The sequence below is a fragment of the Acidovorax radicis N35 genome, assembly GCF_000204195.1.
Taxonomy (GTDB): Bacteria; Pseudomonadota; Gammaproteobacteria; order Burkholderiales; family Burkholderiaceae_C; genus Acidovorax; species Acidovorax radicis.
Genome location: NZ_AFBG01000022.1, coordinates 111,525 through 126,049, shown reverse-complemented (window position 1 = coordinate 126,049; position 14,525 = coordinate 111,525). Strand labels below are relative to the sequence as shown.

The 14,525-nt window shown below is 57.7% G+C and carries 15 protein-coding genes; 4 read left to right on the top strand and 11 right to left on the bottom strand.

Annotated features, from left to right (window positions below; genetic code table 11):
* Positions 1-91 precede the first annotated feature (91 nt).
* A complete protein-coding gene (locus ARADN35_RS0120645) occupies positions 92-793 on the top strand; it encodes a Crp/Fnr family transcriptional regulator (RefSeq protein WP_010465586.1) in 702 nt (233 codons plus the stop codon).
* Positions 794-846: 53 nt separating this feature from the next.
* Here the strand turns inward: ARADN35_RS0120645 and ARADN35_RS0120640 are convergent, their stop codons facing one another.
* Together ARADN35_RS0120640 and ARADN35_RS0120635 are read right to left on the bottom strand one after the other, a co-directional pair.
* Positions 847-1,464 (bottom strand): BON domain-containing protein, encoded by a 618-nt coding sequence (locus ARADN35_RS0120640; protein ID WP_035198365.1) that lies wholly within the window; start codon positions 1,462-1,464, stop codon positions 847-849.
* 132 nt (positions 1,465-1,596) lie between these two features.
* Complete coding sequence (locus ARADN35_RS0120635) at positions 1,597-2,451, bottom strand: GGDEF domain-containing protein (protein ID WP_010465584.1); 855 nt, start codon at positions 2,449-2,451, stop codon at positions 1,597-1,599.
* 364 nt (positions 2,452-2,815) lie between these two features.
* On the opposite strand from ARADN35_RS0120635, the gene ARADN35_RS0120630 reads away from it, so the two are divergent.
* Together ARADN35_RS0120630 and ARADN35_RS0120625 are read left to right on the top strand one after the other, a co-directional pair.
* Complete coding sequence (locus tag ARADN35_RS0120630; RefSeq protein WP_010465583.1) at positions 2,816-3,838, top strand: GGDEF domain-containing protein; 1,023 nt, start codon at positions 2,816-2,818, stop codon at positions 3,836-3,838.
* A 111-nt stretch (positions 3,839-3,949) separates the two neighbouring features.
* Complete coding sequence (locus ARADN35_RS0120625; protein WP_010465582.1) at positions 3,950-5,152, top strand: multidrug effflux MFS transporter; 1,203 nt, start codon at positions 3,950-3,952, stop codon at positions 5,150-5,152.
* A 67-nt stretch (positions 5,153-5,219) separates the two neighbouring features.
* On the opposite strand, the gene ARADN35_RS0120620 is transcribed toward ARADN35_RS0120625, so the two are convergent.
* The 6 genes from ARADN35_RS0120620 to ARADN35_RS0120600 all read right to left on the bottom strand — a co-directional run bounded on the left by ARADN35_RS0120620 (position 5,220) and on the right by ARADN35_RS0120600 (position 8,877).
* Positions 5,220-5,603: a sugar-binding protein gene (locus tag ARADN35_RS0120620; RefSeq protein ID WP_242421375.1), complete on the bottom strand. Its 384-nt coding sequence runs from the start codon at positions 5,601-5,603 to the stop codon at positions 5,220-5,222.
* Between the two features lie 183 nt (positions 5,604-5,786).
* Complete coding sequence (locus ARADN35_RS0120615; protein WP_029414247.1) at positions 5,787-6,014, bottom strand: hypothetical protein; 228 nt, start codon at positions 6,012-6,014, stop codon at positions 5,787-5,789.
* Between the two features lie 10 nt (positions 6,015-6,024).
* The gene (locus tag ARADN35_RS27520; RefSeq protein WP_010465580.1) at positions 6,025-6,933 is read right to left on the bottom strand and encodes an RHS repeat domain-containing protein; all 909 of its coding nucleotides are present in this window, start codon (positions 6,931-6,933) and stop codon (positions 6,025-6,027) included.
* Between the two features lie 266 nt (positions 6,934-7,199).
* Complete coding sequence (locus ARADN35_RS28075; RefSeq protein ID WP_139019219.1) at positions 7,200-7,616, bottom strand: hypothetical protein; 417 nt, start codon at positions 7,614-7,616, stop codon at positions 7,200-7,202.
* The gene (locus ARADN35_RS0120605; RefSeq protein ID WP_010465578.1) at positions 7,613-8,506 is read right to left on the bottom strand and encodes an RHS repeat-associated core domain-containing protein; all 894 of its coding nucleotides are present in this window, start codon (positions 8,504-8,506) and stop codon (positions 7,613-7,615) included. Before ARADN35_RS0120605 ends, ARADN35_RS28075 begins: the two co-directional genes overlap by 4 nt.
* On the bottom strand, positions 8,503-8,877 hold the full coding sequence (locus ARADN35_RS0120600) for a hypothetical protein (protein ID WP_010465577.1): 375 nt from the start codon (positions 8,875-8,877) through the stop codon (positions 8,503-8,505). The genes ARADN35_RS0120605 and ARADN35_RS0120600 overlap by 4 nt, the downstream gene beginning before the upstream one ends.
* Positions 8,878-9,042: 165 nt before the next feature.
* Here ARADN35_RS0120600 and ARADN35_RS27510 point away from each other — a divergent pair, with 165 nt between their 5' ends.
* Positions 9,043-9,672, top strand: coding sequence for an RNA 2'-phosphotransferase (locus ARADN35_RS27510; protein WP_010465574.1), 630 nt, complete (start codon positions 9,043-9,045; stop codon positions 9,670-9,672).
* On the opposite strand, the gene ARADN35_RS28310 is transcribed toward ARADN35_RS27510, so the two are convergent.
* The 3 genes from ARADN35_RS28310 to ARADN35_RS28405 are packed head-to-tail and all read right to left on the bottom strand — an operon-like array spanning position 9,585 to position 14,280.
* Positions 9,585-9,986, bottom strand: a complete 402-nt coding sequence (locus ARADN35_RS28310; protein WP_010465572.1) for a hypothetical protein — start codon at positions 9,984-9,986, stop codon at positions 9,585-9,587. The genes ARADN35_RS27510 and ARADN35_RS28310 overlap by 88 nt on opposite strands.
* Positions 9,986-10,909, bottom strand: coding sequence for an RHS repeat domain-containing protein (locus ARADN35_RS28595; protein WP_010465571.1), 924 nt, complete (start codon positions 10,907-10,909; stop codon positions 9,986-9,988). The genes ARADN35_RS28310 and ARADN35_RS28595 overlap by 1 nt, the downstream gene beginning before the upstream one ends.
* Positions 10,906-14,280, bottom strand: coding sequence for an RHS repeat domain-containing protein (locus ARADN35_RS28405; RefSeq protein WP_208856831.1), 3,375 nt, complete (start codon positions 14,278-14,280; stop codon positions 10,906-10,908). Before ARADN35_RS28405 ends, ARADN35_RS28595 begins: the two co-directional genes overlap by 4 nt.
* Between the last annotated feature and the right edge of the window lie 245 nt (positions 14,281-14,525).

The window sequence follows — 14,525 nt, the reverse complement described above, 5'->3', positions numbered from 1 at the left end:
ACTGGCCGAAGACCTGCGCGGGGAAAGCCTCCGCGCGGTTGTCATGATGCCGCTTCTTTGAGCGGCGCTGGCCGACCCGTGAGACACCTGGATGCACCGCCCCGAAAACGCCCTTCTTCACCGGCTGCCCCCGGCTGCGCGCCAGCAACTGCTGGACCATTGCGAGCCGTTCGAACTCGTGCTTTCCGCAGAATTGAGCGTGCGGGGCAAGCCGCTCGAATATGCCCACTTCCCCATCGAAGGTTTTTTGTCCCTGGTGATCGATGTGGACAGCCACCCCCCGCTGGAAGTCGGCATGGTGGGGGCCGAGGCCATGCTCGGGTCAGAGCTGATCTTGGGATTGGCCGCCACACCCTGGCGTGCCTTGGTGCAGGGGGCTGGGTCCAGCTGGCGCATTGGCGCCCACGAACTCCGGGCACAGATCACAGAGATTCCGGCACTGGAAACCCTGCTCCAGGCCTGTCTGCTGGCGCGCCTGCACCAGCAGACGCTGGCGGCGGCGTGCCAGCGCTATCACCTGATTGCGCCGCGCCTGGCGCGCTGGCTGCTGATGAGCCAGGACCGGTCGCAGTCAGAGCACTTTCATGTCACCCAGGAATTCATGGCGCTGATGCTCGGCGTGCGAAGGGTGGGGGTGACCGAGGCGGCGAGCCACTTTCAGGACGATGGGCTCATTACCTACCACCGGGGCGAACTCACCGTGCTCGACCGCCCGGCGCTGGAGGCCGAGGCCTGCAGTTGCTATGCCGCCGACAAGCAGATCTACCACCGGTTGATGAAGGCCAAGCACTGAGGTGCGCTGCGTCCGTTGTCAGCAAGGGGCCTGTGATGGTGGCTAGGTGGGGCTTACTGTTTGACCAACAGTTCGTCCTGAATGCTGCGAATGCCCAGTACGCTGTGGGCCAGGCTCACCCAGCGGCTCTGCTTGGGGGTATTGTCTGCGGACTGACCGGTTTCCAGCGCCAGGGGATGGCTCAATGGCACCACGGCGGGGGTCGGGACCGAAGGCGGCTCCTCAGGATGGGTGGCTTCAGGGTGAGGGGCATGGCCTAGAAGGCGCTGGGTGCGCAAGGCTGCCGGGCTGGGGGTGTAGTTCTTGCCGATGGCCAGAGCGGGGGGTATGCCCGTGGAAAACATGAAGCTGTCCACCGAGCTCACGCCGGGCACGGTTTGCGCCACAAACACCGCCAGATCAATCTGTGTGGGGTCTGCCGCCATGCCGCTGAGCAGCACCACGCCCCGGTGCGATTCGACACCGATGTGAAAGCTGTTCACCACCGGCGAGAGGATGAGTGCGGCCCGAACCCGGGAGGTCAGCACACTGTCTTCCAGGTACGCGGTGGGGGAGGGGCTGGCAGGTGCCCAGTCGGTGACCATGTCGATGCGCTTGCAGCCCTGCAGCGACATGACAGCAAGCGCCCCCAGAAGGGCGCCAGAAAATTGGCGGGGTGTGGGATGGCGCATGAAACAGTCCTTTGGAAAGGCGGCCACCATGGTGGTGGCTGTTGTTTGCACTGTCCCATGGTGCGCAGCGGCCGTCTGTTCGTAACCGTACCCACGGGGGTGTATTACTTTGTGCGAAAAGTGCTCACTGGATCAGCCCGCTTCACCATAAAACGCGAATCCACGCCGGTCTCGCTTGGCCGCGTACATCGCCGCGTCGGCGCATGCCAGCAGGTCTTCGGCCGCCGTGCCGTGCTGCGGGCAGATGGCAACGCCAATGCTTGGGCACACCCGCAATTGCAGGCTGGCGACTTTCATGGGGCGGGACACGGCGTCCAGCAACTTGCTGCACAGCTGGCGCAACGGCCCCGTGTCGGCAATACCTTGCAGCAGGCAGGCAAATTCGTCACCACCCAGGCGCACCACGAGGTCGCCATGGCGTACCGCCGCACTCAGGCGGGCGGCCGCTATGCGCAGCACCTCGTCACCTACGCCATGCCCATGGGTGTCGTTGACGGCCTTGAAGTGGTCGAGGTCGATGTAGATCACCGTGGGCCCTGGGTGGCCGGGGCGGCGCTGCGCCAGGGCATGGCCCAGCTGCTGCAGCAGGTGCCGGCGGTTGGGCAGCGCCGTCAGTTCGTCATGCAGTGCCTGGTGGCGCGCCCGCCGTTCACCGCTGCGCACGCAGGCCAGGTCGGCCTCGGCTTGAATGAGCGCTAGGTGGGTGCCTTGGTAGGTGCGCTCCAGTTCCTGCCGCTGCGCAGTCTCTCGTTCGAGTGCCTGGTGCATCTCCTCCAGGGCAGCAACACACTCGCGCAGATTGAAGTCCGGCCCTGGTTTGGCGGTGGGTGTGGGCGCCAGTCCATTCGGGATGGTATCGCCAGAGGGATTGAGAAGGCGCGCGCGCAGCGTCCCCAGCACCTGGGTCCAGTGTTGAATCTGTATTGCGCTGGGCCACGATGTGGTGAGCGTCTTGCCGAACAGGAATTGTCGTTGGTGGATACCCATGCGCCGCTCCTTTTTGGAGACGCTGCCTTGGCCTGAGAAAGATCTGGGCAGCGCGGAACTGGGACCAAACCACCGCCATCAGAACAACGTCCTTACTCGTGACACAGTCTGACGGCTTGAAAGGGCGTTCACTGTCTGCCAGCGCACATAGGCTGAACGCGGGGTCGGGGTGCTGGGGGACAGTGTCTTGCGCGGTACGGGCTGGATCGGCGTGGCCGAGTTCGGCTGGCAGGCTGGATGTTGCGCGCAGCCACCACAGCCTTTACAGAAGGGCGTTGAGTGCTACATTCATCAGAGCGCCCGGCCGCAGTTTGCGCTGCGGGCTGCGCGCACCACCCCACCGCTGCTCCAGAGGAACCCGCCCATGTCACCGGAACGCCAGCGACTGATCCGCCTGTTGTTCGATGAGTACATCGAGATGTATGCCGCGCGGGATGCACGTCTGGTCACGCGCTTTAGCGATAACTTCAGCGGCTTTGCGGGCAGCAGCGACCAGCTGATCAAGAGTCGCAGCGAGTGGGTCGAGGTCACGCTGCAGGACTTTGCCCAGGTGCCAGGCCGCATCGGCATTGACGTGGTGGACCTTTTCCCCCAGGAGCTGAGTGATGACGTGGTGGCCGTCACCGCGTTTTTTCATATCCAGCTGCCCATCCCCGACGCATTGTTTGCACGCGAGACCGCGCGGCTGGTGCTGGTGTTTCGCCACGAGGGCGATGACTGGAAGGTTGCGCACAGCAGCATCTCCATCCCGTTCGGTGTGGCCCGTGCGGGCGAGGTGTACCCGGTGGACCGGCTGCAGGAGCACAACCGCGAGTTGCAGGCTCTGGTCGACGAGCGCACCCAGGCCCTGGCCCAGGCCAACCAGCAGCTGCAGCTGATCAGCAACACCGACGGGCTCACCGGCATCGCCAACCGGCGCCACTTTGACCAGGCCCTGGCGCACGAATGGGCGCGTGCCCAGCGCGCCCAGGCCCCCCTGTCGCTGATCATGCTGGACGTGGACGTGTTCAAGCATTTCAACGACCACTACGGCCATCTGGCGGGCGATGCCTGCCTGCAGGCGCTGGCCCTGACCCTGGCGCAAACCGGCGGGCGCCGCGAGGGGGACCTGGCAGCACGCTTTGGCGGCGAGGAATTCGTGGTGCTGTTGCCCGCGTCGGATGCCCAGGCCGCCATGGACGTGGCCCACCAGATCCAGCACGCCATCCAGGCGCTGGCCCTGCCGCATGAGGGCGCACCCTCTGGCATCGTGACCGTGAGTTTTGGCGTGGCCACCGTGGTGCCCCAGCGCGACCAGGCCCCCGAAGAACTGGTGCGCCGCGCCGACCGCGCCATGTACCGCGCAAAGCAGGGCGGGCGCAATCGCATCGAGCAGGCTCCAGACTGAGGGGTTGGGCTTTGGTGCGACCACTGCCCGCAGTGGCATGGCCGCACTCTTATGCCGTCCATGCAGGGTTTACCCGAAATGCATGCACCGAAATGGTGACAATGGGCGGCTATGCATTTCTCCCGCTTCTACAAAATGGCCCTCATCCTGGGCCTGCTCTCGGCCATTGGGCCGTTTGCCATCGATATGTACCTGCCCGCGCTGCCAGACATTGGCGCCAGCCTGGGGGCGTCGGTGGGTGCCGTGCAGTGGAGCCTGACGGCTTTTTTCCTGGCGCTGGGGGCGGGCCAGCTGTTCTATGGCCCCGTCTCCGACATGGTGGGGCGCAAGCCACCGCTGTACTTGGGCCTGGGCCTTTTCACGCTGACCAGCGTGGGCTGCGCGCTGGCGACGGACATCGAAACCCTGGTGGCCCTGCGTTTCCTGCAGGGCCTGGGCGCGGCGGCGGGCATGGCCATACCGCGTGCCGTGGTGCGTGACCTGCACACGGGCACCGATGCAGCGCGGCTGATGTCGTTGCTGATCCTGGTGTTCAGCGTGTCGCCCATCCTGGCGCCGCTGGCGGGCAGTGGGGTGATTGCGCTCACGGGCTGGCGTGGTGTGTTTTGGGTGGTGGCCGTGGCCGCCGTGGCGGGGCTGGCGCTGGTGTACGGCGGCCTGCACGAGACACGCCCTGCGTCCGACCGCGTGGAAAGCAGCCTGGGCGGCGCCCTGCGCGCCTATGCGCTGCTGCTGCGCGACTGGCACTACCTGGGCCTGGTGTTCATTGGTGGCTGTGCCATGGCCGGGTTTTTTGTGTACCTGGCGGGCTCGCCTTTTGTGCTCATCAACCACTACGGCCTGTCGCCCACGCAGTACAGCGTGGCGTTCGGGGTCAACGCGGCGGCGTTCATCGGCGCCTCCCAGTTCACCGCCACGCTCGGCGAGCGTTTTGGCATGGCGCGGGTGGTGAAGGTGGCGGCCACGGCGTCGGGCGCGGTGATGGCGTCCTTGCTGCTGTATTACCTGGCCGGGGGTGATGACCTGGCCGTGCTGATCGGCTTGTACTTTGTGGCCAGCGCGCTCATGGGGCTGGTGATCCCCACCACCTCGGTGCTGGCGCTGGAGAAACACGGCGCCATCGCCGGCACGGCGTCGGCCCTTCTGGGCACACTGCAGATGCTGACCGGCGCCCTGGCCATGGGCGTGGTGGGCCTGTTTGCCACCGGCAAGCCCTTGCCCATGGTGATCGGCATGGCCACCGGCGCACTGGTGGGCGTGGCGCTGGCGTGGATCACGCTGGGTGGCAAGCGCGGCGCGCTGGTACATGCCTAGCTGTGCAGCAACTCTTGTAAAAACATGGAAAAAATACTGCTAGCGCTTAATGGGTAAGCGCTAACAGCTATGAATATAGGAGTAATTGGCCGCGATGAGACGGCCACTGTGCGGACTCTTTCTGTGCTACGCGCTCGCCGTTCAGATAGATGTACTGAACCAGCCTGCGGGAGCCAGGGGAGTAATCGGCCAGCAGGTTGCCGTGGGCGCCGTGGAACTCATGCGTTGTGATGCCTCCCTGAATGACCTGGGTGCGCTTCTGGTCACCGTCGTAGACGTATTGCACCCGAGTGGCGGCGGTTGAGCAGTTGATGCACTTGAGATTGGGAACGCTGTCGTACTCGAAAGTCCGAGGGCCGCGCACGATGATGTTTCCCATGGCGTCGTAGGATTGATTGGCTTTCCTGGTCGATAAAAACCGGCCAGTGCCCACCATGGTTTTTTGCGACACCTCTGTAGCTCGAGTTCAAAGCCATTAGATCCAGCCCCGAGTCACAGACGTCATCTGCATCCGAACCTTCGCATGCCAGCCAGTATTGTGGATGGCCTGTTATCTCCGCAATCGGTGGCTAATGACTGGCTGATATGGACACAAGTCCAAAAGGCTACAGCTGACTTGGCCTCTGAGAAAACGTTATTGGCACAAATTTTCAGCAGCGCTTTTGAGATTCGCAATGAACTCTGAAAGAAGAATGCGTTGTCCCAACTTCCCATCATTCTTTGGGAATGCAATGCATACTGAATCGCGCCCTTGCTCGCGATCCAACAGCAGCAAGAACTGTCCCTCATAGCTCACCTCAGCAATAAGATGCTCATATCCAGGTTCACTCAAAACTACCGTCTGCCATTTGACATCTCTCATATGCTGCCTCTTATGGTTCAAGGAACCCTGTGAATTTCCCATCCGGCCCAAACCGAGCGCCACGCCCACCAGGGCTTTCGCGAACGTCAACGCCTCCATGACGGTTTGGTCCGTCAACGCGCTCCGGGGAATTCACAATGCCGTCCAACGTTCGTTGACCTTGAGTATTTTTATCCTCTGGAGTGCCTTTCACCGGATCGAAGGCGCTACCTACTCGATCCCCGTGCTTTTGTTGCGCTCGTCCAGCCTTGGTTAGTCCTCCCCTGTCAGGTTCGCTTCCCGACGCAGGATCCGGCGGGATCGACGCGGCACCTCCCCCCTCATTAAAAACCAACCCAGAAGCCCGATCCAGCAATTCACTCGTGCGCTGCTGAAGCAAAGCCCCAGCCTGTTCCATCCGCGCTCGCTGCTCCGGTGTCAGGTGGTTCGCCGCTCCAACAAGTACTGCTGCAGTCACCAAGACTTTCAGAGCCAAAGTTGCAGACCTCCCATCCGGGTCCACATACCTGTAGGGGTTGTTGTTGGCATACGCATAGCGGTTGAAGCTGTGCGGGTTTTCCGGGACGATTCCCTGGGGATCAATCCCCGTAAAACGCCCTATCAGAGGGATGTAGTAGCGCGCCCCCATGTAGGTAATCCAGTTCGTCTGGTCGTACGGCTTGCCCGCAAACCACAGCTTGTTGTTGGCACCGGCGGCGGGCGCTTGCAGCCGGTGCCCATAGGGCAGATAGTTTTCCTTCCAGACCACGGCGCCATCGGCATCGGTGGCGATGGCGGGGCTGCCCAGAATGTCGTTGTGAAAGAACGTGATGGTGGTCTGGGCGCCAGCGCTGGCTGCAAAGGCGCCGAAGGCCAGCAGCAGAGCAAGGCGTGCCAGAAGGCGTAGCCAGAAGGAGTGGAGCGTGGAGATCGAGATCATTGTGCGGACTCCTTCTGGGCGATGCGCTTGCCGTTCAGGTAGATGTACTGAACCAGCCTGCGGGAGCTGGGGGAGTAGTCGGCCAGCAGGTTGCCGTGGGCACCATGGAACTCATGCGTAGTGATGCCTCCTTGGATAACCTGAGTGCGCTTCTGGTCATCGTCGTAGACGTATTGCGCGCATTGAACAGTTAATTACTAATGCCGCAGCTTTGCCTGAGGGGTGTTCTGCCGGTAGTTTCTATCTGCGCTGTCTGGAATAAGTTGCTAAATCAATAAACTCATGTTTCGTGGATCAATAATGATATGGCCGTGTATTTGGAGTATTTTCTTAATTTTTGATAAAACATCTGCGCCGGAATCTGTGGGGAGGTGTATCCAGGCGAGACATCTTCCTTTTTTGTATTCAAGAAATTTTGCCGAGGATTCCTCGGATTCCGAGGTCTCTGGTAATTTATGAATAACACAAAATTCCATAAATTCATTTTCCTTCAATTCGCCGGAATGAATTAAAAATTTCAAGTTTTCGCAATCAATTTTGTCTGGGATTGCACTTATGCCAAGGAAAACATTTTTAGGCACTCCTTCTCTCCACATTTCCTCTTGGAGAGTGGTTTTGCTGTATTCTGGATGCAATAGCAGGCCTGGAAGTGACCAGGCCTCAAGTTCATGAATATATTTCATTGTGGATAGCGAATTTTTATGTCCCGACTCCCTGAGGGTCGGTGAACGTGTAGTGTGTCCAGGCCCGTTGTAGTCGAGGTATGTATACCTGCAACGCTGCCATCGGGCAAAATTTTCTGACCATTGTCACCTGCAGTTCCCGGCAGCGAATCTAGGTCCTTTTGTGCATCGCCCCCGGGCTTGACATACTGCCCTTTCGTTGGCCGCCCTTTGGCGTCCGTTTCGTTTTTCAATCCTTCTGTCAAGCCATTTACCGCCGTATCTACCTGCCCTTTGGACGTATCTGCCCCCTCATTAAAAACCAACCCAGAAGCCCGATCCAGCAATTCACTCGTGCGCTGCTGAAGCAAAGCCCCAGCCTGTTCCATCCGCGCTCGCTGCTCCGGTGTCAGGTGGTTCGCCGCTCCAACAAGTACTGCTGCAGTCACCAAGACTTTCAGAGCCCAAGTTGCAGACCTCCCATCCGGGTCCACATATTTGTAGGGGTTGTTGTTGGCATACGCATACCGGTTGAAGCTGTGCGGGTTTTCCGGGACGATGCCTTGGGGATCAACGCTGGTAAAACGCCCGATCAGGGGGATGTAGTAGCGCGCCCCCATATAGGTAATCCAGTTCGTCTGGTCGTACGGCTTGCCCGCAAACCACAGCTTGTTGTTGGCACCGGCGGCGGGCGCTTGCAGCCGGTGCCCATAGGGCAGATAGTTTTCCTTCCAGACCACGGCGCCATCGGCATCGGTGGCGATGGCGGGGCTGCCCAGAATGTCGTTGTGAAAGAACGTGATGGTGGTCTGGGCGCCAGCGCTGGCTGCAAAGGCGCCGAAGGCCAGCAGCAGAGCAAGGCGTGCCAGAAGACGCAACCAGAAGGAGTGGAGCGTGGAGATCGAGATCATTGTGCGGACTCCTTCTGGGCGATGCGCTTGCCGTTCAGGTAGATGTACTGAACCAGCCTGCGGGAGCTGGGGGAGTAGTCGGCCAGCAGGTTGCCGTGGGCGCCGTGGAACTCATGCGTTGTGATGCCTCCCTGGATGACCTGGGTGCGCTTTTGGCCACCGTCGTAGGCGTACTGCACCCGGGTGGCGGCGGTGGAGCAGTTGATGCACTTGAGATTGGGAACGCTGTCGTACTCAAATGTTCGGGGGCCGCGCACGATGATGTTGCCCATGGCGTCGTATGAGTGATTTGCGGTGTTGCCTGGCGTTGCCGTCATGCTACTGAGCAGATTGCTGCTGTCGTAGTGGTAGCAGGTTGCCGTGGGCGCCATGGAACTCATGCGTTGTGATGCCCTTTGAGTGGGCGGAAGCGGTTCAGGTATATTGGTTTGCATAGACAATAGCTTCTCGCTGCAACAGATCGATACTGTGGGAAATTTTCCCCAGTCAGCATTAATTCGCATCGCAAATGTCGTCGATGTGCTCGCCAGTGAGGAATGTACGATGCCAAAAGTGACCCAATAAAGATGACCCCCCCCAGCTCTGTACAGCTCAGCAAGTTTCTAAGCCTTGTCCTTAGGCATAAACCTGATGCCATCGGGTTGGCTCTAGACCCCCAGGGCTGGGCTTTAATCGATGAGTTGATCGTCCAGAGCCGCACCGCCGGTACCCAGTTCACACAGGAGGATTTGCTGTGTGTCGTCAAGACCAGTGAGAAGAAAAGATTTTCCCTTTCTAAAGACGGGCAACGCATCCGAGCGGCACAAGGGCATTCGGTGGTCGTAGAACTAGGGTTGTCACCCAAGGAGCCGCCGAGCCTCCTATACCACGGGACCGCAACGCGATTCGCCGAATCGATCCTATCTATCGGGCTAAAGCCGCAGGCTCGACAGCAGGTTCACCTGTCCGCAGACGAAGCAGTTGCCCATCGCATTGGACAGCGTCACGGCAAGCCAATTGTCTTTAAGGTCGAAGCCCTTTGCATGCATGTAAGGGGTTTCGCTTTCTTCTTGGCAGATAACGGCGTATGGCTGACTGATCAGGTGCCGCCCGAATTCTTGGCACACTCGTCATTTAGCACGGCGGATTCCGCGATGACCTCAAAGCAGCCAAAGCTATCGACATAGATCACAAAGTGGCGCATGACCCATCTGTCTCGCCATTCAGGCACTGCATCGTTTCGTAATTCCGCCACCCAATCGGACTCCGTGACCTCGCAGACCGTGTCGTAAGTATCAGTGAGATGCCAAAGGGTGCAATAAATCTCCGCGCGTTTGCGGAAGGCCCGTGGCTTGACGAATAGCACGTCCATCTGGCGCTCGTGTCCATCGTCATCGAAAACCATCGAGAGCAAAAGCCCTCTGTCTTCATCGATAATTTTCGGCTCACGAACCGCCGCAGTAGAAGGGCACGGGAGTGAGAAGATCGGTAGCTTTTCCATCATTGCCCTCCGGAACGACGAACCGTGTCAAATGGGCCGCCAGGGTTGTGCGATAGTTGATCAGTGAGCCTCTTCTCAAATTCTCCGCTGCCAGTTCGATTAACCGTATTCCACTCTGACCTTGCGACCCCTGCCGAATCAAGCGCCTGCGAAGAACGTGTATTCAAGATGATGGTCTTGCTATCTCGAACGATGTAGTCGATCGGAACTTCAGATGGCTTCATGGCACCAGAGCGGAGTGCAGCAGCCACTTCATCAACACTCTTGCCTGCAAAAATACCGTCCTTGCTGAACATCGCGCCATAGGTTTTCTGTGCAAACTGAGCATCGGCGGCTATTCCCTTCGCCGCAACTGATCCGGCAACTACTTTTTCCGCCGCACCGCCTGCCCCGCCTGCAGCCATCGCCGTAAATTTTATCGATTCGACTGCAAGACCCTTTAGGTACCCCATCGGGTCGAAGTTTGGAAACACGTTCACTTCGGCCTGCCGCCCATCCGGGTCCACGTATTTGTAGGGGTTGTTATTGGCGTAGGCGTACCGGTTGAACGAGTGAGTGTTTTCTTCTTTGAAGTCAACCGGATCAACGCCCGTAAAACGCCCTATCAGAGGGATGTAGTAGCGCGCCCCCATGTAGGTAATCCAGTTCGTCTGGTCGTACGGCTTGCCCGCAAACCACAGCTTGTTGTTGGCACCGGCGGCGGGCGCTTGCAGGCGATGCCCGTAGGGCAGGTAGTTCTCCTTCCAGACCACGGCGCCATCGGCATCGGTGGCGATGGCGGGGCTGCCCAGAATGTCGTTGTGAAAGAACGTGACGGTGGTCTGGGCGCCAGCGCTGGCTGCAAAGGCGCCGAAGGCCAGCAGCAGAGCAAGGCGTGCCAGAAGGCGCAACCAGAAGGAGTGGAGCGTGGAGATCGAGATCATTGTGCGGACTCCTTCTGGGCGATCCGCTTGCCGTTCAGGTAGATGTACTGAACCAGCCTGCGGGAGCTGGGGGAGTAGTCGGCCAGCAGGTTGCCGTGGGCACCATGGAACTCATGCGTAGTGATGCCTCCCTGGATGACCTGGGTGCGCTTTTGGTCACCGTCGTAGGCGTATTGCACGCGGGTTGCGGCGGTGGAGCAGTTGATGCACTTGAGATTGGGAACGCTGTCGTACTCAAATGTTCGGGGGCCGCGCACGATGATGTTGCCCATGGCGTCGTATGAGTGATTTGCGGTGTTGCCTGGCGTTGCCGTCATGCTACTGAGCAGATTGCTGCTGTCGTAGTGGTAGGAAAGTCGTAATCCTGGAATAGTCTGCGACGTGATATTGCCAGCGCCATCGTAGGAAATACTTCCGGAACCTTGCGGTGTTCTCAGGCTGGTCAGGCGATCCAGGTTGTCATATCCAAAGGTGCGGTCATAAGCATTGTCGATGCTGTCTGAAATGCCGGTCAGATTGCCAACGCCGTCGTAGGACAGTGAGGACCGGCTGTAGGGGGTTGATGACCGAACTGTAGAAAATGAACTGGGCCACAGGCGAGAATTTTGGCTGTACTCTGAGGAGACGCCATTCGCATACGTAATCCTGTTGACCTGCCCTGATGGCCAATAACTGACACTGGTGATATACCCGGAGACGGAAGTAGGGCGCCCGAGCGCATCCACGCCGTAGCGCACAATTTCACCGGAGAAAGGGTAGGTAATGGAAGTCAGGTGGTCATTTTCGTTGTATCCATACCTGGCCGTCCAGGTCATTCCATTGGCATTCAATGTTTCAGACTGGAGGTTTCCGTTTCCATCATAGGAAAAGCTGCGGGTAGCATCTGTCGAGAATGTTCGCAGTAAACGGTGCCTGTCATCATAAGTGTGGGTAACAGAAGGCGTGGCGCCTGTGTAATTGATGGTTCTCAGCCGATTCTGGCTGTCGTAACTGTACGTGGTGGTGCCTGAAGATCCCACATTCTTGGATGTCATATTGCCCGCTGCATCCCGGCCGTAGGATGTCGTGCCCGTTTCTGGATGGGTTGCGGAAATCATATATCCACTGCTGTTATAAGAATAGTGCCTTGTTATCCCAGCTTGCTTGGCAGACGTAATAAGGTCCTTGCTGTTGCGGTCGTAGTCCATGCTCGCGCTGGAATCAGGCGTAGTGATGGCCATCAGGAATTTTTTGTCAGGGTCGCCATATGCGCGATAGTAATTAATGGTGGTATTGCCATTTTCATCTCTGACCGATTTGGAGGAAGATCCATAGTTGATGAATTTGGATGTTCCATCTGGATTCCGGATTTGAGCGACGCGATCCAGAATATCGTAGGAGTACGATGTGCCCGAGCTGCTGCCGGGGTTGGATATGAATGTAGTGCGCCCCAGTGCATCTGTGGAGTATGAGGTACTGATACCCCCTCGGGTGACTGAGAATACTCTTCCGAAGGAGTTGTAGTTGATCGTTTCTGTCAGTGATCCACGCGTTGCGGTGCGGCTTCGGCTGGTGTAGCTGATGTTGACGTTATTGCCCTCTGGGTAGTCCACAGAGGTGATCCTGTTCATGGAGTCATATCCATAGCGAGTTGTTTCACCTCCAATGGTTTCGGAGGTTACATTGCCAGCGTTGCTCACTTCTCGTGTTATGGAAATTCCTTCAGGCTGGCTTTCGTTTTGTGCAACACCACGGCTGTAGTTGGAATAACTATGCGTTAGCGACCTTGGGAAGGTGGCGCTGCTTACATTGCCGGCGCTATCGTAGGTTCGGCTGATCGAGGCACCATTTTTTGTCTCATTGGTCATGTTGCCGCTGCTATCGAAATCCCGGGTGATCGAGTGACCCGAGGAACTTTCGTTTTGCGGCTGCCTGATGATCCACTTCGATGTATTTGTATAGTAGCTGACGGTAGTTGTTCTGTCGCCACCCCTTGTGCCTGATTCGGTGATGGTGCGAGGGTTTCCATAACTATCGAAATTGCTATAGGCAGTATCGTAGCTTGCGCCGTCGCGAGTAATGGTTTTGCGTGTGAGCAACGGTGCATTGGTTTCAAGATAATCGAATCTGGTCACAAATGCTCCGGGCCGAACATAGGTTTCCGTGGAAATTCTCTGTCCACTCCAGGTGTATTGTTCAGTTTGTTCGTCGCCAATGCGTTTCTGGATCAACAAACCGACCTTCCAGATGCTGCCAGCGCCAGCATAGTTGGGGCCTACGTGCTTATAGGTCGTCGTTCCTTCTGGCGAGGTGACTCGAGTCGTATCCAAGGAGCTATTGCCCCCGGGGGAATAGTCGAATGACCAGATTCCTCCCGTACTCATTGACTTCTTGCTCACAACATTGGATTTGCTGGCTGGATTGGACTGTGAGTCAAAAAATACGAAATCGTAGGTGTAGGTGATGCTCCCGCCTTGTGGTGTTGTGGCGGAACGCATGAGATAGCTCCCGGCAGAGGCACCATTATTTTCCGAATAATCGTACTCCCAGGTAGCATTGTCTGGCCTGGTAACGGTGCTCAGTTGATAGACTCCTGCGATACCAGAGGGCTTGTAAGAATAATCGTAGGTTTGTCCAGCACTGGTTATGCTGCTAATCCGTGCAGTTGTTTTTCCTGAGTCAATGTATGTAAATGAGGCAGATCTTCCATCACTGGTGCTAATGCTGCGTATCTCTGCGCTAGATGCCGATGCATAATTAATGTTGATGTAGTTTCCATTGCGATCCGTGATTTTTTTGGTGTGCCACTCATACATTGGATTAGCGGTCGACCCGGATCCCAACGCTTGGGTCATGTCATAAACCATCCCGTCGGGTGAGGTAACTACCAAGCCTATGCCACTGGTGCTGCACATAGCTTTCCATCGCTGCGTGGTAATCATCAGCGGAGAATTTTGGCCGGTGAAGGTAAGCAGCTGCCGACTGCCATCTGGAAGTTCTAGGATGGGGTTGTCTGAAACGGACTCAAGATTTTGATTCAGACAAGGGTATGAGTTTCGAGACTTTAGAATGCGACCAAAATGCAGGGTCCATCCCAAGCCAGCGCTCATTCTGGGCTGTGTCGGGTTGGCAGGATCGACACTGCTGCTGTTGTAAGAGCGGACAATGGTTAAATCCATTCCACCGTTGCCAGGAATTCTGAGGTCTATGTAGTGTCGCTGGAGTGCACCCGTAAACGGGTCGATATTTTCATTTTGGCTTTGATTGACGAATGCCCTGTTGGGCTGAATGCCAGGTTCTTTGTAGAAGTCTGGAATCGCCTCTTGTGCGTGTCCGATAGCGGTTGTGGAAAATAAAATGGCCCATAGCCATTTTGCGGATTTATTTTTCAAAATTTCCTCCCTGTGATTAATATTGCTTGGTGCTTGCTATCGATGGATGGTTTTGCTTCACCGCCTTGTAGTGAAGTCAATTTCATCGATAAAATTAATGGTCATCAAAAATATAGGTGGTGCGGCGCATGCGCAGAAGCGGGTGCCAATTAGAGAATCCCCATCAAGAGTTTGTAACTACCAACTCTGGTAGGTGTTGTTTGCTGGCATTGAGGTTAGGTCCTTTCGGTGTTGACGTCTGGGGT

Excerpts from the sequence above, each read along its gene's own strand:
- ARADN35_RS27510 (WP_010465574.1), top strand. The coding sequence starts at position 9,043 with ATGTACGATGCCAAAAGTGACCCAATAAAGATGACCCCCCCCAGCTCT.
- ARADN35_RS0120615 (WP_029414247.1), bottom strand. The coding sequence starts at position 6,014 with ATGAGAGATGTCAAATGGCAGACGGTAGTTTTGAGTGAACCTGGATAT.
- ARADN35_RS0120600 (WP_010465577.1), bottom strand. The coding sequence starts at position 8,877 with ATGGCGCCCACGGCAACCTGCTACCACTACGACAGCAGCAATCTGCTC.
- ARADN35_RS0120645 (WP_010465586.1), top strand. The coding sequence starts at position 92 with ATGCACCGCCCCGAAAACGCCCTTCTTCACCGGCTGCCCCCGGCTGCG.
- ARADN35_RS28595 (WP_010465571.1), bottom strand. The coding sequence starts at position 10,909 with ATGATCTCGATCTCCACGCTCCACTCCTTCTGGTTGCGCCTTCTGGCA.
- ARADN35_RS28310 (WP_010465572.1), bottom strand. The coding sequence starts at position 9,986 with ATGGAAAAGCTACCGATCTTCTCACTCCCGTGCCCTTCTACTGCGGCG.
- ARADN35_RS0120640 (WP_035198365.1), bottom strand. The coding sequence starts at position 1,464 with ATGCGCCATCCCACACCCCGCCAATTTTCTGGCGCCCTTCTGGGGGCG.
- ARADN35_RS0120635 (WP_010465584.1), bottom strand. The coding sequence starts at position 2,451 with ATGGGTATCCACCAACGACAATTCCTGTTCGGCAAGACGCTCACCACA.
- ARADN35_RS0120625 (WP_010465582.1), top strand. The coding sequence starts at position 3,950 with ATGCATTTCTCCCGCTTCTACAAAATGGCCCTCATCCTGGGCCTGCTC.
- ARADN35_RS0120605 (WP_010465578.1), bottom strand. The coding sequence starts at position 8,506 with ATGATCTCGATCTCCACGCTCCACTCCTTCTGGTTGCGTCTTCTGGCA.
- ARADN35_RS27520 (WP_010465580.1), bottom strand. The coding sequence starts at position 6,933 with ATGATCTCGATCTCCACGCTCCACTCCTTCTGGCTACGCCTTCTGGCA.
- ARADN35_RS28075 (WP_139019219.1), bottom strand. The coding sequence starts at position 7,616 with ATGAAATATATTCATGAACTTGAGGCCTGGTCACTTCCAGGCCTGCTA.
- ARADN35_RS0120630 (WP_010465583.1), top strand. The coding sequence starts at position 2,816 with ATGTCACCGGAACGCCAGCGACTGATCCGCCTGTTGTTCGATGAGTAC.